The organism is Flavobacterium antarcticum DSM 19726 (genome assembly GCF_000419685.1).
GTDB lineage: Bacteria > Bacteroidota > Bacteroidia > Flavobacteriales > Flavobacteriaceae > Flavobacterium > Flavobacterium antarcticum.
The window spans coordinates 299,699-324,331 of record NZ_ATTM01000002.1 but is presented as its reverse complement, the minus strand read 5'-3'; the positions used below and the strand labels follow the sequence as shown (position 1 = coordinate 324,331).

The 24,633-nt window shown below is 35.9% G+C and carries 21 protein-coding genes; 8 read left to right on the top strand and 13 right to left on the bottom strand.

Features of this window, described 5'->3' with window-relative positions:
- The first annotated feature begins 838 nt into the window (after positions 1-838).
- The gene (locus YWA_RS15640; protein WP_022827313.1) at positions 839-997 is read left to right on the top strand and encodes a hypothetical protein; all 159 of its coding nucleotides are present in this window, start codon (positions 839-841) and stop codon (positions 995-997) included.
- Positions 998-1,115: 118 nt separating this feature from the next.
- On the opposite strand, the gene YWA_RS0104530 is transcribed toward YWA_RS15640, so the two are convergent.
- Entirely contained in the window at positions 1,116-2,078 is a 963-nt protein-coding gene (locus YWA_RS0104530; RefSeq protein WP_022827312.1) for an HNH endonuclease, read from the bottom strand.
- 7 nt (positions 2,079-2,085) lie between these two features.
- Positions 2,086-3,396 (bottom strand): DNA phosphorothioation system sulfurtransferase DndC, encoded by a 1,311-nt coding sequence (dndC, locus tag YWA_RS0104525; protein ID WP_245557699.1) that lies wholly within the window; start codon positions 3,394-3,396, stop codon positions 2,086-2,088.
- A 642-nt stretch (positions 3,397-4,038) separates the two neighbouring features.
- On the opposite strand from dndC, the gene acnA reads away from it, so the two are divergent.
- Together acnA and YWA_RS0104510 are read left to right on the top strand one after the other, a co-directional pair.
- On the top strand, positions 4,039-6,837 hold the full coding sequence (gene acnA, locus YWA_RS0104520; protein ID WP_022827310.1) for an aconitate hydratase AcnA: 2,799 nt from the start codon (positions 4,039-4,041) through the stop codon (positions 6,835-6,837).
- Positions 6,838-7,226: 389 nt separating this feature from the next.
- Positions 7,227-8,033 carry a T9SS type A sorting domain-containing protein gene (locus YWA_RS0104510; RefSeq protein WP_022827308.1) on the top strand — a complete coding sequence of 269 codons (807 nt, stop codon included), beginning with the start codon at positions 7,227-7,229 and terminating at the stop codon, positions 8,031-8,033.
- Positions 8,034-8,358: 325 nt separating this feature from the next.
- Here YWA_RS0104510 and YWA_RS14635 read toward each other — a convergent pair whose 3' ends face one another.
- Positions 8,359-8,691 carry a GNAT family N-acetyltransferase gene (locus YWA_RS14635; RefSeq protein WP_316928395.1) on the bottom strand — a complete coding sequence of 111 codons (333 nt, stop codon included), beginning with the start codon at positions 8,689-8,691 and terminating at the stop codon, positions 8,359-8,361.
- 603 nt (positions 8,692-9,294) lie between these two features.
- Between YWA_RS14635 and YWA_RS0104500 the strand changes: the two genes are divergently transcribed.
- The 4 genes from YWA_RS0104500 (at position 9,295) to YWA_RS0104485 (ending at position 14,259) form a co-directional block, all read left to right on the top strand.
- A complete protein-coding gene (locus tag YWA_RS0104500) occupies positions 9,295-10,419 on the top strand; it encodes an NADH-dependent flavin oxidoreductase (protein ID WP_022827307.1) in 1,125 nt (374 codons plus the stop codon).
- A 359-nt stretch (positions 10,420-10,778) separates the two neighbouring features.
- On the top strand, positions 10,779-11,147 hold the full coding sequence (locus YWA_RS0104495; protein ID WP_022827306.1) for a hypothetical protein: 369 nt from the start codon (positions 10,779-10,781) through the stop codon (positions 11,145-11,147).
- Positions 11,148-11,258: 111 nt separating this feature from the next.
- Positions 11,259-12,113, top strand: coding sequence for a hypothetical protein (locus tag YWA_RS0104490; protein ID WP_022827305.1), 855 nt, complete (start codon positions 11,259-11,261; stop codon positions 12,111-12,113).
- Between the two features lie 157 nt (positions 12,114-12,270).
- A complete protein-coding gene (locus tag YWA_RS0104485) occupies positions 12,271-14,259 on the top strand; it encodes a TonB-dependent receptor plug domain-containing protein (protein ID WP_022827304.1) in 1,989 nt (662 codons plus the stop codon).
- A gap of 647 nt (positions 14,260-14,906) precedes the next feature.
- Here YWA_RS0104485 and YWA_RS0104475 read toward each other — a convergent pair.
- The 9 genes from YWA_RS0104475 to YWA_RS0104440 are packed head-to-tail and all read right to left on the bottom strand — an operon-like array spanning position 14,907 to position 23,080.
- Positions 14,907-15,341 (bottom strand): RrF2 family transcriptional regulator, encoded by a 435-nt coding sequence (locus YWA_RS0104475; RefSeq protein ID WP_022827302.1) that lies wholly within the window; start codon positions 15,339-15,341, stop codon positions 14,907-14,909.
- A gap of 60 nt (positions 15,342-15,401) precedes the next feature.
- Positions 15,402-16,724 (bottom strand): cbb3-type cytochrome c oxidase subunit I, encoded by a 1,323-nt coding sequence (locus tag YWA_RS14630; protein ID WP_022827301.1) that lies wholly within the window; start codon positions 16,722-16,724, stop codon positions 15,402-15,404.
- The gene (locus YWA_RS0104465) at positions 16,724-17,155 is read right to left on the bottom strand and encodes a c-type cytochrome (RefSeq protein ID WP_022827300.1); all 432 of its coding nucleotides are present in this window, start codon (positions 17,153-17,155) and stop codon (positions 16,724-16,726) included. Before YWA_RS0104465 ends, YWA_RS14630 begins: the two co-directional genes overlap by 1 nt.
- A gap of 11 nt (positions 17,156-17,166) precedes the next feature.
- Positions 17,167-18,699: an L-aspartate oxidase gene (locus YWA_RS14625; protein ID WP_022827299.1), complete on the bottom strand. Its 1,533-nt coding sequence runs from the start codon at positions 18,697-18,699 to the stop codon at positions 17,167-17,169.
- 5 nt (positions 18,700-18,704) lie between these two features.
- A complete protein-coding gene (gene nadA / locus YWA_RS0104455; RefSeq protein WP_022827298.1) occupies positions 18,705-19,631 on the bottom strand; it encodes a quinolinate synthase NadA in 927 nt (308 codons plus the stop codon).
- Positions 19,632-19,670: 39 nt separating this feature from the next.
- Complete coding sequence (locus tag YWA_RS0104450; protein WP_022827297.1) at positions 19,671-20,138, bottom strand: RrF2 family transcriptional regulator; 468 nt, start codon at positions 20,136-20,138, stop codon at positions 19,671-19,673.
- Positions 20,139-20,873 carry an anaerobic ribonucleoside-triphosphate reductase activating protein gene (locus tag YWA_RS0104445; RefSeq protein WP_022827296.1) on the bottom strand — a complete coding sequence of 245 codons (735 nt, stop codon included), beginning with the start codon at positions 20,871-20,873 and terminating at the stop codon, positions 20,139-20,141.
- Positions 20,821-20,982, bottom strand: coding sequence for an anaerobic ribonucleoside-triphosphate reductase (gene nrdD / locus YWA_RS15850; protein WP_157505300.1), 162 nt, complete (start codon positions 20,980-20,982; stop codon positions 20,821-20,823). Before nrdD ends, YWA_RS0104445 begins: the two co-directional genes overlap by 53 nt.
- Complete coding sequence (locus YWA_RS0104440) at positions 20,963-23,080, bottom strand: ribonucleoside triphosphate reductase (protein ID WP_022827295.1); 2,118 nt, start codon at positions 23,078-23,080, stop codon at positions 20,963-20,965. The genes nrdD and YWA_RS0104440 overlap by 20 nt, the downstream gene beginning before the upstream one ends.
- A 213-nt stretch (positions 23,081-23,293) precedes the next feature.
- Between YWA_RS0104440 and YWA_RS0104435 the strand changes: the two genes are divergently transcribed.
- Positions 23,294-23,506, top strand: coding sequence for a hypothetical protein (locus YWA_RS0104435; RefSeq protein ID WP_022827294.1), 213 nt, complete (start codon positions 23,294-23,296; stop codon positions 23,504-23,506).
- 64 nt (positions 23,507-23,570) lie between these two features.
- Here the strand turns inward: YWA_RS0104435 and YWA_RS0104430 are convergent, their stop codons facing one another.
- Positions 23,571-24,401: an endonuclease/exonuclease/phosphatase family protein gene (locus YWA_RS0104430; RefSeq protein WP_022827293.1), complete on the bottom strand. Its 831-nt coding sequence runs from the start codon at positions 24,399-24,401 to the stop codon at positions 23,571-23,573.
- Between the last annotated feature and the right edge of the window lie 232 nt (positions 24,402-24,633).

The window sequence follows — 24,633 nt, the reverse complement described above, 5'->3', positions numbered from 1 at the left end:
TTTTAGCTAAAAATAAAGCCTCAAAACGCTTGATTTATTTTTTAGGTTCGAATAGTTTGCATGCTTTTTCTTTTGAACTTGAGGAACCGCCAACCTGTTGCGTCAACTTTATTTTAGGTGCTACGTTGGAGTAGTGTAGTAGTGTCGTTGTATGATCGTTGTAAAGTAGTAGTTAGTTGGTCACTACTTCGAAGCTTTGTCGTAACCTCCACGTAACCTGTACGTAACTTGTACGTAATTTGGTCGACAATCGACGTAATGAGTACGTAATAGGGTCGTAACTTGCACGTAGTTTTGTGGTGGTTTTTTTGGGTTTAGGAAAAGTTGAGGTGGTAGAAAAGGATAATTGTAATATTGTTGGAAAGTGGATATTGATTCATTTGTGATAAACTTTTTTTAACTTTTGCGTCGAATTTTTGATTTTTTGTAGAAGTTGAAATAGTATGGAAAGTTGAAATATATTGCAATAAAGTGCTTATAATTAGTTTATTAAAATGATTCAGTGATATATAAACAGATATAAAAACCCCAATTTTATTATGGCATTAGATTTCTACAATCTTTAATAATTGGCATTAAATTAAGTAATGTAGGCAATTGTCTATTGTACACAAGTCTACTAAATCCGACTTTGGCTAAATGGAAGATCTTAGAATCAAATTTGTACAACGTGTTAAAGAATTAAGAATATAATACATATTCTCAAATCGAAAGTAGAACAACAAAAGTTTACTTATAAATTACAAATAAACTTGCAAAATAGTTTGAAATTCATAAATAATTTAAATAAAAATTACTATTGAATTAATTCCGCTTTTTAAAAAATAAAGTATAAATTATGGAAGATAAAAATCTATTTGATATTGAAAACAATTTTAAAGTTTATATAGATCATAAAAATTCAATATTTATTGATGATACTAAAAATTATTTAAATTTTAGAATTAAAAAACATAGAGAGTTTTTAAATATTATTAAAAAAAAATATTTTAGATAATAATGATTAGGCTGAAACAAATAAAATTATCGCAAGGAAAAAGAAAATAAATGAATTAACCGATTTACTAGAATATACATTTGCCGAAAATATAATTTGGACAAAAAATTTTTATAATTTATTCAAAACCAAATCGTTTTCTGTGATGTTTGAAATTTTCTAATGAAGGATGAAATTCATTATTTTTAGGTAAATTAAGTAATTTATCTTTAAATTGATTCAAATTTAAAGTCGAATTTTTGTTTTCAACAAAATTATTATTTATAACTACTTTATAGTCGTTTGAAATAGAAATTAAGCCTCTGTCAAATGCCCGATGAAGATTTGGACATAAAGCAAAACCATTTATTAAAGTATCATTATATCCTTCAGAAAATGGAACTATATGGCAAGCATCAATCATTGAAATATTTAAAATAGCATCTACTCTCAATCCTGAAATTGCACAAGTATTGTTATAAATTTTTGGTATTTCTCTTTTAAATATTCCACTTCTTAGAAAAACTTCTTCTTGAAAAGCATTTTCATCAAGTCTATTTTTTAATTCAATAATTTTTTGCCTGTATATTTCTGTGGGTTCATTTAAAACATCAATGTTTTGTGAGTTATCTGCAATACTGCCAAATAACATTTTTGTTTCGGGAAAATACTTATCTAAAATTGCAAACTTTAAAACACTTCTATTTTCTTTAATTTCTAATAACTCTCTTAATTCATTATCAATCAATGTAAAATTTACAGCAGTAGTCAAGTTATTGAAACTTCGCATTGAACTTTTACTTTCAATCCATTTTTCACATCCAAGATTTGGGATTAATTTCCAAAATGGTTCAGAATTTAAATGATAAAAAGGTAGAGCAAAAATTGGGTGATGATTTGTTTTTACTAATTCATTCCAATGCGTTTTAAAACTAGAAACTAATTCTGGTAATATGTAAATTTGATTATTATAAAATATTTGTGTTTCAAACATTTCAATCAGACCAAGTATTAAAATGGGTTTATGTGGCGCACCACCATTTTTCATATCTCTTTTCAAATGGGTAAAACAGTAGATGTAATAAGGTAAATCTTTCTTCATTTTGATTTTAAAATTGATTTACGAAACTTTCAATTCGTTTTCTAACATCATTATGAATACCAAATTTAGAAATCATCAATGTTTTTGTCTCTTGCAAAGCTATAAGATTATCAATCAAACTATAATAGCCTAGTTGTTCTGCATAAACTTCTTTCAAAATTCTTCGTTCAGTGTCGTCAAGCGATTTGATGTTGTTTGTACTAATTTCCTTATTGTAAATCTTTTTATATAAGTCACCAGCGGTATGTTCAAAGTATCCGTCTCTATTCCAAGTAACTTGAATTGCAATTAAATCTTGGTTATTAATTAATGTTATATATGGTCTTTCTTTTTGAACTTCTTTTTGAACTAAAAGTAAGTCTTTAAGAATCTGATATCTATATTCCACAGTATACGTCCCATTATTTGTTCCATCTTCGCGTACAGCTGCTTGCTTATTTCTTCTCACATCCATTCTGTTTTCGGAAACATTTCTGTCTTCAACTAATCTATTTCTAAACTCCATCAGAGGTTGCATCCAATTTTGACCGTTATTTACTAATGAGGCCATTGATTTATCATTTTTTACAACTGTACAAGTCCAACATCCAAAACGACTTTGTCCGCAAGAGCTATGTTCTTTGTCAACGACTACAGTTGGACATTCGTAATCATCTGCACTGGCATCTGCGTAAATTTTGAAAAGAATTGAGTTATCAAAACCCCATGGTGATTTTACTGCATTAATGATATACCAAATTTCATCGATAATCATTTCTCGAATTGGTGCATAAACATAAGTATTTACAGTAGTTTGATGCTTTGATAAACGACTACCTGTAACTTCATGTTTTCTCATGGAACGTTCTCTAGTCGCGCTCTCTTCATATCGCGTTCCAAGTAAAACTATAGCTTCTCCTTTTTCATCAATTTGCTCTACCAAAAAGCTTGAAGTTGGTCTAATTTTTAATTTATCGGTACACCATCTGAAAGCGTTATTTGGAACGGGGTAGCCTTTTCCAATAACACTAGTAAAAAATGTTTCTTCTAATTTCGGAGTCGTTTTCTGCACAAATATTGGTAAATCTTGATCTCTTGCAGCTTCTGTGATTTTTGCTAAAACATCGTCAACATAGTTAGCTATGATTGGATTTTCAACCATTGTATCATTACAAACGACATATACTTTCCTTTTCAATTGAAACGGAAATGGCATTTCTTGTCTAATTCTTTGAAGTGCAATCCAAACCAGCATTAGTAAGACAGTAGAATCTTTACCTCCACTAAATCCAATAATCCAAGGACGGTCAGAAGTATCCGCATAGGCATATTGGTCGATTATCTCAGCGATTATACCTTCTACTTTTTTTTTTTTATAGGAGTCATTTATAATTTTTCAGATTTTTAAAAATAACTAATATTTATTAGTATTCAAATGCAAATTTAGGTTTAATATAAACAATTGTGAAGCAGAATCAAACATATATTAGCGTTGTCTAGCGCTATGGATATTGAGGTGTAAAATTTTATTTTAATTCAATTGTTGAAAAGTATATTTTTAAAAAATTAAGCTAGCCTTTCAATTCATAACATATCCCATTCAAAGTACTAGATTTTGTCTAACTATATTGTCGTACTAAACTTCTGCTCATTTTTTTTTAAATTTTACTTAAAAGACGCAGGAGATAAACATATTTATAAGTTCGTTATTCAACCTATTAAGTCCTACGTTTTTACATTTTATAACCAAAATCAACTAAAAAGTAGCACATTTCTCATTTACAAAATCCCAAAAATTGCTAATTATTGATTAACTTACAGCACATTTAAATTAAAAAATAGAAAGGTTTTTAAAGCGCTAAAATAGCATTCCTTTAAAACGCTACAGCTAAAAGAGGATAAAATGATCCTCAAATCAAGGCACTAATTGAAAGTAAAAACAACAGTTCCCGACTTTGGGAATTATAAATATAAAACGAATATGCATACGACAGAAAAAGATCCATTTAAAGTAAAGCGTACAATCGCATTGTTGGGAAAAGAATTTGGCTACTACAGTCTTTCGGTTCTCGAAGAACAAGGACATAAAATAAGCAAACTTCCGTTTTCAATTCGAATCTTATTAGAAAATGCGTTGCGAAATTACGATGGTTTTACCGTAACCGAAGAACACATTCAAACGCTACTGAATTGGCAACCGGAAGCCTCTTCAAAAGACATTCCCTTTAAACCCGCACGAGTCCTGATGCAGGATTTTACAGGCGTTCCCGCTGTAGTGGATATTGCCGCTTTGCGGGAAGAAGTTGCACGAAAAGGAAAGAATCCGGGCATTATAAATCCCTTGGTTCCTGTCGATTTGGTGATTGATCATTCGGTTCAAGTTGATTATTTTGGTACCGAATATGCCTACGACCGGAATATGGATGAGGAATTTGAACGCAATACGGAACGGTACCAATTTCTAAAATGGGCCCAAAACTCTTTTGATAATTTCCGTGTTGTACCTCCTGGAATGGGTATTTGCCATCAGGTCAACTTAGAATATTTTTCTAAAGGTGTCATTGAGCGGGAAGGCGAATTATTTCCGGACACGTTAGTGGGAACGGACAGTCATACACCGATGGTGAACGGAATTGGCGTTGTGGCATGGGGTGTGGGTGGTATCGAAGCCGAAGCCGCTATTTTAGGTCAACCCCTTTATTTTATAATGCCAGAAGTGGTGGGACTTAAACTTACCGGAAAATTACCTTTAGGTTCTACAGCAACTGATTTGGTGCTTACTATTGCCAATCTTTTGCGTAAGCAAGGCGTGGTGGGAAAATTTGTTGAGGTTTTCGGACCCGGTTGCAGTCATCTTTCGGTGCCCGATCGCGCGACGATAGGGAATATGTCACCAGAATTTGGTTGTACCATTACTTATTTTCCTATTGACGATAAAACGTTAGAGTACATGACTTTGAGTAATCGTTCCGAAGAACAGATTGCAATGGTGGAGTCGTATTGCAAAACCAATATGTTGTGGCGTGAAAACGAAGAGCAAATTCAGTACACAACTGTAGTTGAGTTGGATATGTCGACTATTGAACCCACAGTGGCAGGTCCAAAACGTCCACAGGATAAAATTTTGTTGCGTGAATTCAAACCGAAGTTTGTTGATTTGTTACGCGATTCCTTTGGACGGGAATACGTTGAACATGATAAGAGAGATCGTATTGTACAATCCATTGCAGATTGGAATGCAGAAGGAGGTGACCAACCAATTTACGATTCAACCGTTCCTGTTAATTCAGGAACTATTGAAACGGTTGTAAAAGACGGACTTAAAACGATTTGGATTGATCGCGGAGACGATAAATTTATGTTATCTGACGGTTCTGTTGTAATTGCTGCAATTACTTCTTGTACCAATACATCGAATCCTTTTGTGATGATTGGAGCGGGATTAGTGGCAAAGAAAGCGCGTGAACACGGCATAAATGTAAAACCTTGGGTGAAAACTTCTCTCGCACCGGGTTCAAAAGTGGTGACTGATTATTTAGAAAAAGCAGATCTGATGAAAGATCTAGAAGCATTGAAGTTTCATTTGGTCGGATACGGTTGTACGTCTTGTATTGGAAATTCAGGTCCATTACCGCAAGCGATTGCCAAAGCGGTGGAAGAGAATGAATTGGTTGTGGCTTCGGTACTTTCGGGAAATCGGAATTTTGAAGCACGGGTCCATCCACAAGTAAAAATGAATTTTTTGATGTCGCCGATGTTGGTTGTAGCCTACGCCATTGCAGGAAGAGTTGATATTGATTTGGTCAATGAGCCTATTAGCTTCGACAGCAATTTGATGCCGGTTTATCTTAAGGAGATTTGGCCATCAGACGATGAAATTAATGAAGTGATGCGTCGTGTGCTTTCGCCAAAGGATTTCAAAAAGAATTACGACACGATCTTTGAAGGCAATGAAATTTGGAAAAATCTGCAGGTTCCGGGGGGTGACTTATACCACTGGGACAACAAGTCAACGTACATCAAGGAAATTCCGTTTTTTAAAGATATTTCAGAACAAGCGCCAGAATTGCAAAACATAACAAATGCGCGAGCATTACTAGTTTTGGGAGACAGTATTACTACCGACCACATTTCACCTGCAGGCTCTTTCAACGAACATTCTTCGGCTGGGAAATATTTGCTTGAGCAAGGTGTTGCGAAAGAAAATTTCAATTCCTACGGAAGTCGTCGTGGTAATGATGCCGTGATGGTTCGCGGTACTTTTGCCAATGTTCGCATCAAAAACAAACTTGCAGATCGAGAAGGAGGGTACACCCGGTATTTGCCAACTGGTGAAGAAATGACCGTTTATGAAGGAGCGATGAAATACAAAGAGCAAAATACACCACTGGTGGTTCTTGCTGGAAAAGAATACGGAAGCGGTTCGTCCCGTGATTGGGCTGCCAAAGGCACGTTCTTATTGGGAATCAAATGTGTGCTTGCCGAAAGTTACGAACGCATTCACCGAAGTAATTTAGTAGGTCTTGGAGTACTTCCGCTGCAGTATAAGTTGGGAGATACTGCTGAGAAACTCGGAATTGACGGTACGGAAATATTTTCGATCGTTGGTATTTCAGAAAACATTAAACCGTTAAAAGAAGTACAGGTGATCGCTGAAAAAAGTAACGGTACCAAAATAGAATTTGGCGCTATTGCACGTTTGGATTCTCTGATTGAAATTGAATATTACCGCAACGGCGGAATTTTACAATACGTGTTGCGTCAATTTTTGGACAATTAAAATTAAATGCTAAGTAAATAAAAATGAAGCACTGTGAAGCAGATTACTCAAATGACAAGGGAACTGAATGAAAAAAAAGCTGCTTTGGCTCCTAACATTTTGATGTTTGGTGAAATTTTAGCAGTTCGGTGTTTAAACCAGGTGCTGTGGAGGCGATTTGGGTTGCGGTTGAAATAAGAGTAGGTGCGGCTTATGCGACATTTGCAATGGACGAGTTGGAGAACTACTAAGCTATTACTTTTGCTTCAAAATGCTGCAATGGTAGCAATTAGCAAACATAAAATACCTTAAGAGCAAGTGCATTTATAATTGTAAAGAATTACATATCGCAAAGAATAATTTTCTTTAATGCTTATTTTTTATATCTTGTATAGCTAAAATAGAACAATATGAAAAAAATTACTCTTGCAATTGCATTATGCTCTCTAGGTTTAAATGCACAAAGTTTTCCCGCCCCATACTGCGATATTAGTGCAACTGGGACTACAACGGAAGCAATTACTATTGTGAATTTCGCGGGAACTGTCATTAATAATTCCGATGTAAACTCAATATTAATAAACCAGACGGCTGTTTCTGTTTCTGTAGTTCCCAACCAAGTTTATACACTTCAAGTGTCGGGAGATACGAAAGGAAACTTTGGTAACGATGTTGTTGCCTTCATTGATTGGAATAACAATGGCGTCTTGGATGATGCTGGTGAAGTTTATGAGATAGGAACTTTAGAGAATAGCACTGGAGCCGATGGTGCTTCTGTCAGCATGGACATCACAGTACCAGCCGGTACAATTGATGGTATAAAACGAATTCGGTTGACTAAAATTTACGGTGATCCCACTTCTGAATCTATAATTAACCCGTGTGCTATTTCTTTTGATCCATTTGGTTTTGGAGCAAATCCAGGCTACGGTCAAGCGTTAGACTTTACACTAAATGTGGAAAGTTTGAGTGTTTCCGGGTTTGATAAGAGTGCACTCGCCGTATATCCAATACCGGCGACAGATCATCTTACGATATCCTATAATTCAACTATTGAATCAGTATCAATTTATAATTTGTTAGGCCAAGAAGTGTTCGCAGGTCATCAATCAGGTACAATCTTACACGTAGACGTGTCTAATTTTACTGCTGGAACGTACATCGCAAAAATTATTAGCGGTGGTAACACCGAAACTGTAAAAATTATTAAGAGGTAAATTTCATCAAATAATCCCTATAAGAAATCCTGCCATCTTGCTGATTGTAGGATTTCTTATTTATAATCGTTGTTGAAAAAGCCAACAGCACACTCTGCAAGGATTATACATAACGCTTCATTTTCCAAAGATTTACTAATTTTGTAATTTGGTCGGTAGTTGATTTATTATAGAGCAAACGCTACTTACACCTTCAGATGCTTTACCATCTTTATATTTGCACGTTCATACAGTCCGGGTTCTAAGGGAACGGCGGTAAAACCATATTTACGATACAGGTGAACAGCCGCTTCTAATTGTGTGTTCGAGTACAAAATCAAGGTTTTTATTTGTTTTGTTTTGCAAATTTTATGCAGTGTTCCAATAATAGTGTTCCAATTTTTTGTCCATGAACTTTTTCAGCAACTGCCATTTTTCCTACTTCAAAAACAGCATCGCTTTTTTTTAATAGGGAAGCAGTCCCGACAATTTCACCGTTCATTTTTGCGTAAAAAACAAATCCTCCTTTATCAATTATTTCTGCTTTGGGATTTGAAAGCGACAGCACATCAGTGGGCTCTACTTTAAAATATTTTTCGAGCCATTGGTAATTCAGCGTTTTTATAGGAAGTTCAAGTCCCTTAGCGAAATCTATTATTTCAATCGTATGTTGATTCATTTTTAGGAGTATAGATTTGCAAAAATAATACAATTCAACCTCTGTATTTCCGTATCGTACTCTTTTGCGTCTATTTTTTCAATGTGCTGTTTTTATTGTTATTCATTTACTCAAGTCCGCTTATTTTACAGTGTCGGACCTATACAATACTTATAGTTGTAGCGCAAAAAAAAGCGCCTCTAATCTGCTGATTTTTTGGATAATAAAATTCTTGTATCGCTGCAATTAATTAAATTTAGTAGTTGCCTTCAAAATTCAGATGAGTACCTTTAATTTTCCGCAATGGAAAAATTAAGATTGAAAGGGTGCTATTATTCGTTTAATCACTTCCTAAATCGCAGTTAATACTAAATGAACGTTCATTTATTATTGATAATTTTGTGCTTTCCACTTAAGTCTTTGTTTTGAATTGAGCAGGAGTTTTTGGTTACGGGATGTTTAGCATATTTAATAATGAAACACTTGAACTAGACCACATCGTGCTACTAAAAGAAAACATAAAAGTTTAAAAAAGTACTTTGCTAAATACAACGCCAACTTAAAGAAGCGCATCTCATTCCAAACAAACTTTAAAAAAGGATAAAAATTTACATCTAAATAAAAATGAATTCAAATTATAAACACATTTTGTCCCCTTTTACTTTCCCAAATTCTGGAATTGAAATAACAAATCGAATTGTATTGGCTCCTATGACTACTTATTCTGGTAATGAAGATGGAACGGTTTCCGATGCTGAAGTAATCTACTACCGGGAACGGAACCAATCTGCTGGATTATTGCTTACCGCTTGTGCGTATGTGAATAAACAAGGTAAAGCTTTCAAGGGCCAAATAGGAGCTGATTCAGATGAATTAATTCCAAGTTTGACGAAAATAGCTGAGACCCTAAAGGAAAATGGTAATAAAGCAGTACTTCAAATCCACCACGGAGGAAGGATGTCGGCTCCCGAAGAACTGGTTGATGGGCAATCCGTCAGTGCCAGTGCTGTTGCTGCAGAGCGTGAAGACGCACAAACTCCACGGGCGATGACGACCGCTGAAATAGAAGAAACAATTGAAGCATTTGGTGAAGCAACGCGTAGAGCAATAGCGGCTGGTTTTGATGGTGTAGAAATACATGGGGCAAATACTTATTTGCTGCAGCAATTCTTTTCACCACATTCCAACCGTAGAACAGACACATGGGGTGGAAGCTTAGCGAACAGAATGACTTTTCCGTTAGCAGTGGCTGATTGTGTGATAAAAGCAGCTGCACTTTCGCCACGTCCCTTTCTGGTTGGTTATCGAATTTCACCAGTAGAAGTCGAAAACCCAGGAATTACAATGAATGATACCCTTCAGTTGGTGGAAGCACTTTCTAAGAAAAAACTGGATTATCTTCATGTTTCTGTACAGGATTTTTGGGAAGGTTCTATGCGAGATGCAAAAGACACAAAACCGCGTACAAAAGTCATTGCCGAGAAGATAGGTGCCGTACTTCCTGTAATCGGTGTTGGAGGCATTCACACACCAGAAGAAGTGCAACGCGTACTTGGTATTGGCATTCCATTGGTCGCCATGGGAAGAGAATTGTTAATGGACCCGCATTGGCTGATCAAAGTTGCAAATAATAATACTGAACAAATTAGAACCGAACTGGATGTAGATACACAAGATTTGTTGAAAATACCAAATCCACTTTGGGAGTTATTGGTTTCACGAGAAGATTGGATGCCTCTAAAAAAGTAATTATTCGGACGCTTTAATTCAAAATTATTTTACAAAACACGAGATTTACAAATGTTACTCCGTTTAAAATTTTAAAACGGGAAAAGTTTAAATGTGTTGTTATAGAAAGTTTAGCCCGTTATGAATCAAGTGATTGATGATTTCGGGTTTTTTTGAAAAGTAAGTAGAACCGAATTTTGGACAGTTATTCGTGGTTTTGCTTCTAAGTGCATTGTGCCCTAATCAGCCTGCGTTTAAATTAAATAGCTTTTCACTACAGAAAAATTAGGGACTTTTAAAAGAGAAAATAAATTACTTTTATTCCCACAATCATGATTTTAATCAGGTTTTAATAGTCCTTTTCATACTATATTTGCACTATGAAATTGCTATTCATCATAGTGTCACTGACTTTACTACTCAAACCGGTATTTCCCGTTTTAGAGTATTTTTTCAATTATGATTATATCGTGAAAGAACTTTGTGAAAATAAAGCAAAGCCGGAACTTAATTGTAATGGAAAATGCCATCTTGTTAAAGAATTAGCGAGTGCTTCCAATAGCGATGCAACGAATTCTACCGATAAAAAAGTAGTTGCGCAACAATATGAAGTCGTCTATTTTCAAGAGATTGAATCAATAACTTTTCGTTTCTTAAATGCCAACTTCACTCCCGAAGTACTAAATTCCTATACCGATAACTACTTCCATCTGGGAATTGATTTTACGTTTCATCCGCCCATTTTATAACAGGTTTCATGTAAAGTATTCAATACGATAAAGTAATCGTATGCATTAAAAATCAGTAGTTTGAATAATTTTATTCAAGCTGCATCACTTCACCTTTTATTTAAATTACAGATGAAAACTTCATTAAACTATTTTGTGGCAGTAATTGCCATGGTCTTTACTTTTGCTTCTTGTTCAAGCGACGATAACAACACCACTAACCCAACAAATGAATTGGACGGATTGGTAAAAATCCAACAATTCGATAACGATTCGCATACGATTGAATTGTATTCAAAAAATGGATTGCTACAGCAAGGTTACAACGACATCAACATTCGAATCAAAGACAAACAATCTGCGGCATACGTAAAAAACGCAACGATTACATGGAAACCATTGATGCACATGACCATGATGACGCACGCTTGTCCGTATTCTGCACTAACTAAAACGAATGCAGCGGGAACTTTATACAACGGATTTATCGTATTCACGATGCCTCAAAACACCACAGAATATTGGGATTTGGAAATCAACTATATTATTGATGGTGTAAATTATACAGCAATTTCGCAAATTGATGTTCCAGCTTCCGCAAAAAGAACACTCAACACCTTCACGGGAACTGATGGTACAAAATACGTAGTGGCCTATATCGAACCTACAGCACCAAAAGTAGCTGTAAACGATTTAAAAGTGGGTGTTTGGAAAATGGAAAACATGATGAATTTTCCAATGGTAAATGGTTATACGGTTAAAATTGACCCAAGAATGCCAAGCATGGGAAATCACACTTCGCCTAATAATGTCAATGCTGTTCAAGCAAATCCAGGGGAATTGTATACTGGAAAATTATCGCTTACAATGACGGGTTATTGGAAAATTAATTTGCAATTAGCCAATACTTCTGGTGAAATTTTAAAAGGAGAAACCGTTACTGATGCCGTAGAAGCAAGTAGTATTTTCTTTGAAATTGAATTCTAAAACCTAAAGATTTATAAGAGTCGCTATCTGAAAAGTATTCAAATTGTCGTTCTGAACGTACTTCAGAATGTAAAACCATTTCCAGATCGAATCTGAATCGAGTTCAGATTGGTAAATGGTTTGCTTTTTCAGGCAGCATCTTATAAAATGAAAGCTTATGAAAACTATATTTTCCTTTCTATTTACTGGTTTCATTGCCTTTTCGTACGGCCAAGAAATCCAGAAAGATACCTTACCTGCAAACGAATTGAGTGAAGTTATTGTCGTAGGAACCAAGACGCCTTTGCACGAAAAGCAATTTAAAACCTTAGCTTCCGTAGATGAGTTTCTGCAAAAATCAAATAAAATAGATTTAATTAAAAGAGGGGCTTATGCATGGGAACCACTCATCAACGGGATGGCAACTGAAAGAACCGTAATTACTATTGAAGGAATGCGAATCTTTGGTGCATGTACGGATAAAATGGATCCTATTACTTCGTATGTAGAAGTTTCTAATCTTGCTGAAGCAACCGTTTCTTCAGGACAACAGGGAACTTCTCATGGAAATACCATTGGCGGTGCTATTGATTTACGACGACGCGATGGTTCGGTTCAGAAGCCAGGTTTGGATATTGCTTTGCTGACTGGATATGAAAGCAATAACAACCAAAAAATAGCAGGAGCGGGAATTAATTATAAAAACGAAACGTTCTACATCAATACAGACGTGATGTTTCGCGATGCCGATAATTATAAGGCTGGAAATAGCAAGGAAATTTCCTTTTCCCAGTTTACCAAAATGAATCTTTCCGCAACAAGCGGATACAAATTATCGGAAAATAAATTAATTGAAGGCTCCGTAATTTACGATAAAGCGACCGATGTGGGTTATCCGTCTTTACCCATGGACGTTTCTTTGGCGGAAGCCTTAATTACTTCGTTGAAATATGAGGTAAAACCACTGGGAGGAAAGATCAGAAGTTGGGAATCAAAAATCTATTTCAATACCATAACGCACACGATGGACGATACAAAACGACCGTTTGTTCCCATTCACATGGATATGCCGGGTTGGAGCGACACGTATGGTTTTTACAGCAATGTGAAAGCACATTTTAACGACCACCATCTTTCAGGAAATATTAACGGATTCTACAACCGTTCTGTAGCAGAAATGACGATGTATCCAGCTGATCCCAATGAAAATTTAATGTTTATGTACACATGGCCTGATGTGCGAACGCTGTATTCAGGCATTCATTTGGAAGACCATTGGCAATACAATTCCAATTCAGCTTTGACTTTTGCAACTACTTTAGGATACCATGGAAATGAAGTTGCAAGCGAATTTGGTTTGCAAAGTTTGCAAATATTCTATCCCGAAATGTCTTCTACAAAATCAAGATTCCTTAAAAGTTTTTCTACCAACTACAGCTACGAGAATAACGGATTGATAAGTGGAGGAGGAGTCGCTTTCGGCGAAAGAGCTCCGTCTGTTTCTGAAGGATATGGTTTTTATTTGTACAATAGTTTTGACGGCTTTGATTACATTGGAAATCCAAATTTGAAAAACGAGCAATCCCTAGAAGCCAATGTCTATATCGGAAAAACCTACAAAAAATGGTCTGCCAAAGTAACCTCGTCCTATTTCCACATTAAAAACTACATCATTGGAATCCCAGATCCGAATGTAGCTCCGATGACCATTGGTGCGAATGGAATTAAGATTTATGCAGCTTTGGATTATGCATCTATTTGGTCCAATGATTTGACTTTGAAATGTACCCTAAACGACCACTTCACGTGGACTTCAAAACTGCAGTATTATCTTGGAAAAGACAACGACAACGGAAATTTACCGTTTATGAGTCCGCTTTCGTATGCTTCCTCACTTGGCCACAGCCAAAATAAATGGAATGGAATGTTGTCTGTAAAAGGAAATGCGACACAAACGAATTTCAACCCGACTTATGGTGAAGACCGAACGCCTTCTTTTGCAATATTAGACGCTAGTATTGGTCGAAAATTCAATTGGAACGCCAACCGAATTCAAGTAAACGCTGGGGTTGAAAATATGTTAGACGCTTATTACAGTACGTTTACGGATTGGAACAATTTGCCTCGAATGGGAAGGAATTTCTTTTTGAATATTTCTTTTCGATAAAAACACGATGAATGATTATAAAAATTTTACCGCAACGAACGCAAGGGTTTGATTGCTGATTATTTTAGAGTAGTAGTTTTTCACCACGAAGAACGCAAAGTTGATCAGTTTTAAAGTGTATAAAAATTACCACAAAGAACCCAAAGTTTTGATTGATGATCATTTATGGAGATTGTTTTTCACCGCAAAGAACGCAAAGTTGATCAGTTTTGAAGTGTATAAAAATTACCGCAACGAACGCAAAGAACGCAAAGTTTAAGTTGTATTCGTAACGTTTACTGTGTTTTAATCTCGCAAATCCCGAAGTATCGGGATTTGCGAGATTTTTTAAAACATAAAATTCGTGAAAATTTGTGCAATCTGTGTAAACCCTTTCTTGCGAATTATGTTTATCAAAGTACTCCAAAAAAATCCGTGTCAATTTCTCGAATTTCTCAAATCTGCGTTCCAAAATCGCTCACAAAACAGCAACTCAAAAAAAGCATATAAATTATTCTAATCTGTGTAAAAGATAATTCTTGAATTAAAAACTCCGTGCAAATTTCTCGAATTTCTCACATCTGCGTTCCAAAACGCTCAACAACAAATCAATTTTAAAAATCCGCGTAAATCTGCGTCATCCGCATTCATCCGCGTTCCAAAACTAACTATGATTTCAAAAATGTAGTTCCAGATTTAATCCCCAAAGCCAATTCCTCCAAATTGGTAGTATGCAACATAGCCGAAAGTTCATCCCGTATGCTTTTGAATTTATCATGAACCGGACACGGATGGTTTTCATCACATTGATTTAGTCCCAATCCACAGCCGCTGAAAACAGCATCTCCATCAATAGCGTGGACGATTTGTACTAAATAAGTAGCAGCAATTCTTCGCATAGGAATATAAAAGCCACCATTCACGCCTTTTACGGAATCAATAATCCCTGCCTTTACTAAAATTTGCAAGATTTTAGCCGTAAAAGCCTGAGGGGAATCGATTTCTTTGGCCACATCAACAAAGCCGACCTTCTCGTTTTCCAACGAATATTTCGCAATAAAAATGCTTGCTTTAATGGCGTAATTACATGATTTTGAAAACATAGCGATGCGGAATTGATGACTTGCAAAGATAGAACAATTATTAACAAACTTACACTTATTTCAATCCGCAGGACAACGGTTTTTTCGCCAGGATTGCACCAGTATATAAACAAAGAAATAACCCATCGAAACCGCTAAAAGTAAGCCGGCAGTAATAAAGGAAAGCGACCACGTTTTTGAACCGTCCATCATTTGGGAAAACGAATCAGTTGATAATCCCGCTTGCCAAATTGCACGATGCACACCCATTCCCATTAAGGAAATTAGAAATAAAAATAAAGTGCCTTGAACAATCCAGAACAACGTGGAGTTAAATTTCAGTGCTTTACCATTTTTAAATGAAGGTTTGAAAAAGTAAAATGCCGAAGCCAAGATAATCATCACATTAATGCCAATCGTCGTTCCCATAGCGTGTCCGACGGTAATATGCGTTCCATGGGTGTACAAATTAATTGCAGGAATGGACATCAAAATACCCATTGCCAAATTGATAATGACCCAATAATCTGCCGCCATTAAAAAACGGTACGGAAAGAAAAAGTAATGTTGTTTGTTTTCTTTGATTTGTCCACTCCATTTGTAAAAAATACGCAAAAGGATAATCCATTCCGTCATACTTACGCCGTAAGCAATGTAATGAATGTACTTTTCGGTTGGCAACAAGTAAATATGATGACCCCAATTGAACATCAAATTAAAAAGCCCGAGAAAGTAAAAAGCGTAGGATAATTTCTGAAAGGAAGTTTTGTTATTACCACTAATTTTTTCCATCAAATAAAACGCAACGCCATAAATCAATTGGTTTACAGCACCCACTAGCGAGCCATTTACTTTCCACTGAATCGTCATATCCGTGATGAATTGAGCACGAAAATACGGAATCACCCATAAATAATTTTCAACGAAAGTGAAGATGAAAAAGATGATTCCCGTGAGCCACATCCACTGATAAACGGGCCATTTTTCTTTCAGTTCCACTTGATGTAGAAAATAAATCAGAAAAACAATAAAAGATAAAAACAACGGAATCGCCCAGATTGGATCGAATTCCCAATATTCCCGTCCACCAAAATTTCCAGTAAAGTAACTGTGAAAAATTCCCGTTAAGGCCAAAACCCATAGAGCCAATTGAATATATTGCAATCGCCGACCAAAAGTGGTACTTTTTCTACTTTGTAAAATCATACTGACAAATCCAATTCCAGCTGAAATAATTCCCAAATAAGCACAACTCACATGCAACGGCCGAAGCGATAAGAATCCCATCACGCCATCTTTAGCAGTAGTTTGATTGTAGGATTCCGAAGCCAAATGACCAAAAAGCAGTCCTGCAATCAGCAGCACAAAAGCAATTCTGACAAACCAAATACCTGTATTTTTCATTATTTTGTAAGCGTAAAAGTTCCTATCGATTCCGGTTGGTACTTCGTAACATCCGCGTTTCCTGTGGCGTCTAAATTTTTCAAGAACGCCAAAAGAGAAGTCATTTCTAGTTCCGACATTTTAAAAGCAGGCATTTGCCGAACACCTGAATGAATTATGGCTTTTAAATAGTCTTCATTTTGGTTTCTTCGTGAATATACGTTCGTCAAATCAGGCCCCAAATAACCGCCCAAACCATAAATCTGATGACACGTATGGCAATTGTATTTTTGCAAAACCAATCGGCCTTCACTTACTAAATTTTGCTCGCGTGAAGTCAATTGATTAGGCTTAAAATACGGCACCGAATAAATCCAAAAACTGTAGGTTAAAAAGCAACACACTAAAAAAACAAAGAAATGTCGGGTGCGGATTTGTGGAAATGTAGCCATAGATTGTTGATTTACAAAATTATATAAGGCTGATTTATACTTGAACTTGTATTTGAAATAAGCGTTACGTCAATTGCTTTTTGGCTTAAAATCAAAACCGCAGTTTGAATTAAATTATATGTTTCACACAAATGAGGATTTTCGGAATAATTTGGAAATTTATTTTCAAACTGCTTTGCAAGCAAAAGAACCGCTTTTGTACTTTCGAAAATCACTTCATCCGAACCATAAACCGAATCATAATTCATGATATTTTTTAATTCACTTCTAAAAAATCCAACGTCATTTCTACCAATTTCTTGGTAAGTAATTTCAGGTTCTATCGAAAAACGAAAGACTGCTGATTTCAATAAAATGGAAAGGCGTCCCGCTAAATCATGCGAATAAACGACCGCTTCTAATAACGAATTGGATGCTAATCTGTTGGAGCCATGTAGTCCAGTGTGACTGCATTCGCCAATGGCAAATAGATTATTCATTGAAGTAGCTCCAAATTGATCCACCGTTATACCCCCACATTGGTAATGAGCTGCAGGTCGAATTGGAATTAAATCGATAGTAAAATCCCAGTTTTTCTGTTTGCAATAGTTGGTGATTTTTGGAAATTTAAGACGCAACTCCTTTGGATTCAAATGACTTAAATCAAGCCATACATTGTCTGAATTTTCTTTATGCATTTCGTCACAAATCGCTTTTGAAACAATATCGCGAGTCGCTAGTTCGGTATCCGGATGGACTTTCTGTAAAAAACGTTCCCTTTTTCTATTCAGAATATGAGCGCCAAAACCACGAATCGCTTCCGTAATTAAAAAAGCTTGTTCGTTTTCAGGTTCGTAAACAGCCGTGGGATGAAATTGAACATACTGCATGTTTTCAATTTTAACTTTAGCACGAAGAGCCATGGCAATACCGTCACCTGTTGCTACAGAAGAATTCGAAGTGGTAGAAAAAACTTGTCCTGAACCGCCTGTTGCTAAAACAGTAGCTTTCGCATTTATAAAAACCGATTCATTTTCACTATTATAACCAATAATTCCAACACATTTTTCATGTTCTACAACTAAATCCGTTGCGAAAAAGGAAGTTTGAATCGAGACATTTGGTAGATTTTGAACGACTTGAATTAATTTTGTTTCCAATTCCCATCCCGTTTGGTCTTTGTGATGTACAATCCGGTTTTGTGAATGTCCGCCTTCAAGACCTAAATCTAAAGCGCCAGAGTCATTTTTATCCAATTCAACGCCCCACGATAGTAATTCTTGCAATCGGGCAGGAGCACTCGTGATAACATGTTTTACGACTTCTTCGTCGCACAATCCTTTTCCGGCTGCAATTGTGTCGGCAATATGTTGTTCGTAACTGTCTTTAATGAAATCATGAACGACTGCAATTCCACCTTGTGCATAATAGGTGTTGCATTCATCCAAAGTCGTTTTACTCAATAAAAGAATGGAAGTTTTCGGATTAATTTCACTTAAATATTTTGCCAACGACAAGCCTGCTAAGCCCGTTCCGACAATTACAACGTCTGTGGAAATTTTCATAGAAATTAGTTTATGGCCAACATTCGTTCGATAGGAATCAATGCTTTTTCAATCACTTCTTCACTCAAAAGTACTTCGGGTTGTTCTGAAAGTAAACAATCATATAATTTCTGTAACGTATTGATTTTCATAAATGCACATTCGCTACAAGCACATGTGTTGTCTTCTTTTGAAGGAGCAGGAATCAACGTTTTTGCTGGATTTTCAAATTGCATTTGGTGCAAAATTCCCGCTTCCGTTGCGACTATAAATTCTTGTGCTTCACTTGCTTTTACATAGTTCAACATACCGGAAGTGGAACCGACATAATGAGCGACTTGCAAAATATGCGTCTCTGATTCGGGATGTGCAACGATTTTCGCAGTAGGATTTAGTTTATACAATTCCACTAATTTCTCTAATGAAAATGCTTCATGGACAATGCATGAACCTTCCCATAAAACCATGTCGCGACCGGTTTCAGCAATTAAGTATTTGCCTAAATTTTTATCGGGTGCAAAAATAATCGGTTGGTCAAGCGGAATTGTGTCAATCACCCTTTTTGCATTCGAAGAAGTACAAACAATATCCGTCAACGTCTTGATTTCAGCGGTACAATTGATGTACGTCACTACTTTATGGTTGGGATATTGTGCGAGAAACGCTTTGAATGCATCGGGTGGACAACCATCAGCTAATGAACATCCCGCTTTCAAATCGGGAACCAAAACTTTCTTTGTTGGATTCACAATTTTTGCGGTTTCTGCCATAAAGTAAACACCTGCAAAAACAATGATGTCAGCGTCAACAGTGGCTGCTTTTTGAGATAATTGCAAACTATCACCAACAAAATCAGCAATTTCTTGAATGCCTTTTTCTTGGTAATAATGGGCTAAAATAACGGCGTTCTTTTTCTTTTTTAAAGTGAGAATACTTTGTTGCAATTCAGTCATAATAAAAGAGTTTTTTGTCTTCTAAATTGGTAATTTTTTTTACAATTTCAAATACGTATCACCAGAATTGAATTTCAAAATCAAATCCGCTAATGAAGTATCGCGTAAAGTCTTTTTCAAATTCTCGCGAATTGGCTTGTACTTGTGGTGAAAGGGACATGGTTGGTCGTCTGAACATTCGTGCAAACCCAAGCTGCAACGGTTGAACAAATCATCACCGTCAATAGCTCTGACGATGTCCTCCATCTTAATTTTCGTAAATTCTTCTTGCGGAATTTCAAAACCACCGCCATTTCCTTTGATGGAATGAATGATGTTTGCTTTCACTAATCGCTGTAAAATTTTTCCGGTAAAAGGTTCAGGAGATTCAATTTTTCGTGCAATTTCCTTAATACCACAACGTTTGCCGTCAGAAGATTCTGATGCAATATAAATTGTAGCTCGAATGGCGTATTCACACGTCTTTGAAAACATAGTTGAAATTTGTGCAAAGTTAGGCAATTCCATTCATCGGAATATGATTTTGGTCATATTCGACGAAAGATTTGTTTCATTTAGCGGAATAGAATCGGGCAGTGGCTCAATTGTACTTTGATATCTTCTGAAATTTTGAACATAAAATGGATTGGTGTAACCTTCGTTTTCGAGAACATTTTGCATTTCTAAAATATCAGCTTTTGTCAATAATTCGGAATGAAAAGTGGTGCGAATTTCAAATGGAATACTACTTTTTTTTAACTGAAGTAAACAGTTCATAAACCGTTCGTAACTATCTAATTTTGCAATGTTTTGAAATTTTTCTTTTGTGCCTTTAAAATCCATTGCTACGTAATCAATTAGCTTTTCTGTTAGCAACTTTTCTAGCACTAAAGGTTTACTACCGTTGGTATCAATTTTCACCGAAAAACCCATTTGTTTCACTCTTCTTACGACTTCAACAATGTCTTTGTGCAGCAAACATTCGCCACCACTAAAAACGACAGCATCTAAAAGTCCGATTCGCTTTTTCAAAAAAGAAAAGAGTTCGGAAAAGGAAATAATTCCTTTTCCGAAAACTATTTCAGGATTATAGCAGTAGCCACATTTCATATTGCAACCCGAAAACCACAAAATACAAGCGGTTTTGTCCGGATAATCCAATAAGGTGAAAGGTGTAATACTGTGAATCGCTTTTTTGAACAGAAATTCGCTAGTTGGATTCTGTAAAATGAGTGCGTTGTCTGTGTTCGCCTTTTTTTCCAATGTTGAAACTTTCTACGGGTCTGTGATAACCCATTACACGTGTATAAACCAGACATCTGGTTCTTTTTTCAGTTGGCAATAATGCATTTTCAATGATTTGTGTTTTCATGTTGTTCTATATTTAGTTGATTTAATAATTCAGTATCACATTTAGGGCAAAATTCATGTTCGCCGTTCAAATAGCCGTGTTTTGGACAAACGCTAAAAACAGGAGTTACCGTAATGTAAGGCAGTTTGAAGTTGGTTATAACCTTCTTTACAAAATTCCGACACGCTTCCACAGAGCTCAATTTTTCGTTCATATAAAGATGCAAAACGGTTCCGCCGGTGTATTTACATTGCAATTGGTCTTGTAGCATTAAAGCTTCAAAAGGGTCTTTTGTATAATCCACAGGAAGTTGCGAACTATTGGTATAATAAATATTTTCCCCTTGACCGGCTTGCAGAATATCAGCATATCGTTTCTTGTCTTCTTTTGCAAAACGATAGGTTGTTCCTTCTGCAGGAGTGGCTTCAAGGTTGTAAAGATTCCCTGTTTCTTCTTGGTATTGCTTCATTTTTGTACGGATGAATTCCAAAATTTCAGTGGTCATTTCCATACCAAAATCAGATACGATGTCGTGTGTTCCGTTGGTGAAATTCGTCACCATTTCGTTCATTCCGTTTACACCAATGGTTGAAAAGTGGTTTCTGAAATGAGGCAAATAGCGTTTTGTGTACGGAAATAAGCCGCGGTCGTACATTTCTTGAATAAAGATGCGTTTTTTCTCTAAAGTCGATTGTGCCAAATCAAGCAAATGTTCCAATTGGATATATAATTCAGGTAGATTTCCTTTGTTCAAATAACCGAGTCTTGCCATGTTGATTGTAACTACGCCAATACTTCCTGTCATTTCCGCACTTCCAAACAAGCCATTACCCCGTTTTAGTAATTCACGCAAATCAAGTTGCAATCGGCAACACATACTTCGTACGGCATTGGGTTTATAGGCTTCCGGATTTTCGACTTTATTTCCGTTTTCATCGAATAAGTATTGACTTCCGATGAAGTTTTGGAAATAAGAAGAACCAATTTTTGCTGTATTTTCAAATAAAATATCGGTGTTTTCTCCATACCAATCGAAATCTTCTGTAATATTCACAGTTGGAATTGGGAATGTAAACGGTTGGCCATGAGCGTCACCTTCGGTCATTACAGTATAATACGCTTTATTTATAGTATTCATTTCAGGTTGAAAATGTTCGTAACGCATTTCTATTAAATCAGCTACACCTCGTTCTTGTGCTCTTTGAAGTAAGGATTCGTTTTTAATATCTTTGAAAAGATGATTGTCGCTTCTTGTAGGAACTTGTACTTTTAAATCATCTGGAACGACCCAATCCAAAGTGATATTGGTAAACGGAGATTGACCCCAACGAGCGGGAACATTTAAATTGTAAACAAAACTTCGAACGGCTTTCAAAACATCCTCGTAGCTCAAATTATCCTTGAACACATAAGGCGCTAAATAAGTATCAAACGAACTGAATGCTTGTGCTCCAGCCCATTCACTTTGCAAGATTCCAAGAAAGTTTGCCATTTGCCCCAAGGCTTCTCTAAAATGATTCGGAGGCCGACTTTCAACACGACCCCGGACGCCGTTAAATCCGTCGTTTAGTAAAACACGCAAACTCCAACCTGCACAATAACCAGTCAAACAATCTAAATCGTGAATGTGCAAAGAACCTGTTCGATGCGAAGCGCCTTCTTCAGGGGAATAGACTTTATCCAACCAATAATTGGCGATCACTTTTCCAGCCACATTATTCACTAATCCAGCATTGGAGTAGGACGTATTCGCATTGGCATTAATTCGCCAGTCGGTTTGACGAATGTATTCTTCAATGGTTTGTGTACTGTCCACATAAGTAGTGGAATCGGTTGTTCCCAAAACGTGTTCGCGCTGCATTTTCCGCGTATGTCGGTACAACATAAACGAACGCATGACTTCATAGTGATTGCATTCAAACAATAATTTTTCAATTTTATCTTGAATTTCTTCAACGGCCCAAGTGGTTTGATTGTTGAGTTGTTGAAAAATCAGCGAAATAAGTTTTTCGTCGAAAGGAATAGAAGCACTTTCAAACGCCTTTCGAATGGCTTCTTCAATTTTAAAGAATTCAAAGGGTACATATTCGCCGTTTCTTTTGATTACAAATTGATTCATGAGTTATAATTTTGAAGGATTCACGACAAATCTATATATTAAAAAGACTTTTTAGTCTTGTTTGATTAATTAGTAATCAACAAATTGAAAATTAAATTGTTGATAAGTTTATCGAGGATGTATTTAGTGTAAAAAAGATTTGAGTAGGGAAATCAATAGTATTGATTTATTCGTAAATTGCTTTTTTTATCACTTTAACAGAAAGAAGCAACCATGAAATCAAGTAAGAGATGGGTTTTTATCGTTACATTAAGCGTTTGGACATTGCTTCTTGGTTTGATGATTTATGCCATTGTTTATGCTCCACTTGGTAGTTGGCCGAAAAATTATGCCTTTATCATCGGCTTGTTTTTTATCACTTTTACGCAAGTGGTAAAACGGGCCTATCGGTATTCGTATCGCACCGAAAGAAGAATTCGAAAATAAGTTTTGGAATCGAGTGGTAGAATTAGAGCGCTAGTACGAGAAATAATTCACCTTTAAAAAATAATTAATTGAACGAAAACTCCATCCAAATTGGAATGTGGTCCGAAACTTTTCGGGCTTCCGCTAAAGAACAGAAGTGTTCATAAAACCGAAGAACGCCGCCGTTTATTTTAGTTACTTTTGGTGCGTAAAACATATTATCAAATTCAGAGGCTAAGTATTCACCGTGTTTTACCTGCTTTTTCAAAGTTGTTTTCTGATCGATAAGTAAAGGTACATAACCTATTTTTTTCAAAGGATTAAAAACCGAGTTGGATTGGGGACAATTGAAATCGCCTACAAAAATCAAGTTCAAATCAGAATATAAGGCGGGAAGAAATTTGAAGTATTTTATTTCGGTTTCGGGTTGTCTCTTTTTTGTTATGGCGTGAAAATTTACCACCGTAAACGATTTGTTTTTATATTCAAAGGTGCTGTAAAAAGGCTCGCGGTCAATTTCCAACGCATACGTTTGTTCAAGCCAAGCTGTACCTATTTTCTTTACAGCAGCCGTTTTCCACAAAAAAGCGTAGCGTTCTGTTTTGTAGGCACTACTCGAAGTAGGTTCGCTAATTTCATAATCCCATTTAGAACCCGTCCGATTCAATTCGTCCGCTAGTTTTGCAACCGCTTGAATACCTCCATAACCTGCCACGACTTCTTGCAGTGCCACCACATCATAATTTTTCAAGGTTTGCGCGATGAATTTAATTTCTTGTTCCGACTTTGATTGGCCAAGATTTTCAACATTCCAAGAAACCAGTTTTATTTGTGAAAAGCTAACTCCAGAAATGGTAATCCAAAGTAGAAACGATAGAATGTAAAGCGTTTTAATTTTAAATAAATGTACAGGCATGGCATTTAGCGGTAAGTGGTGCAAGATACTTATTTTAAGAATCAGTTTGAAAGCTAATGATAAGGAGCACAAATAATTTATTTTGCATTATTTTTAAGGGAACGCTTCGTTTTCGTATGAAATTATTTTCCAAGGGTTTATTTATAATCCAATTACTAAAAAAGTCATTTTAATCAGGAATTCATAGGTTGTTTTTCGCCTGTTTGTTTATATTTGTTAGTCGAATTTTAGT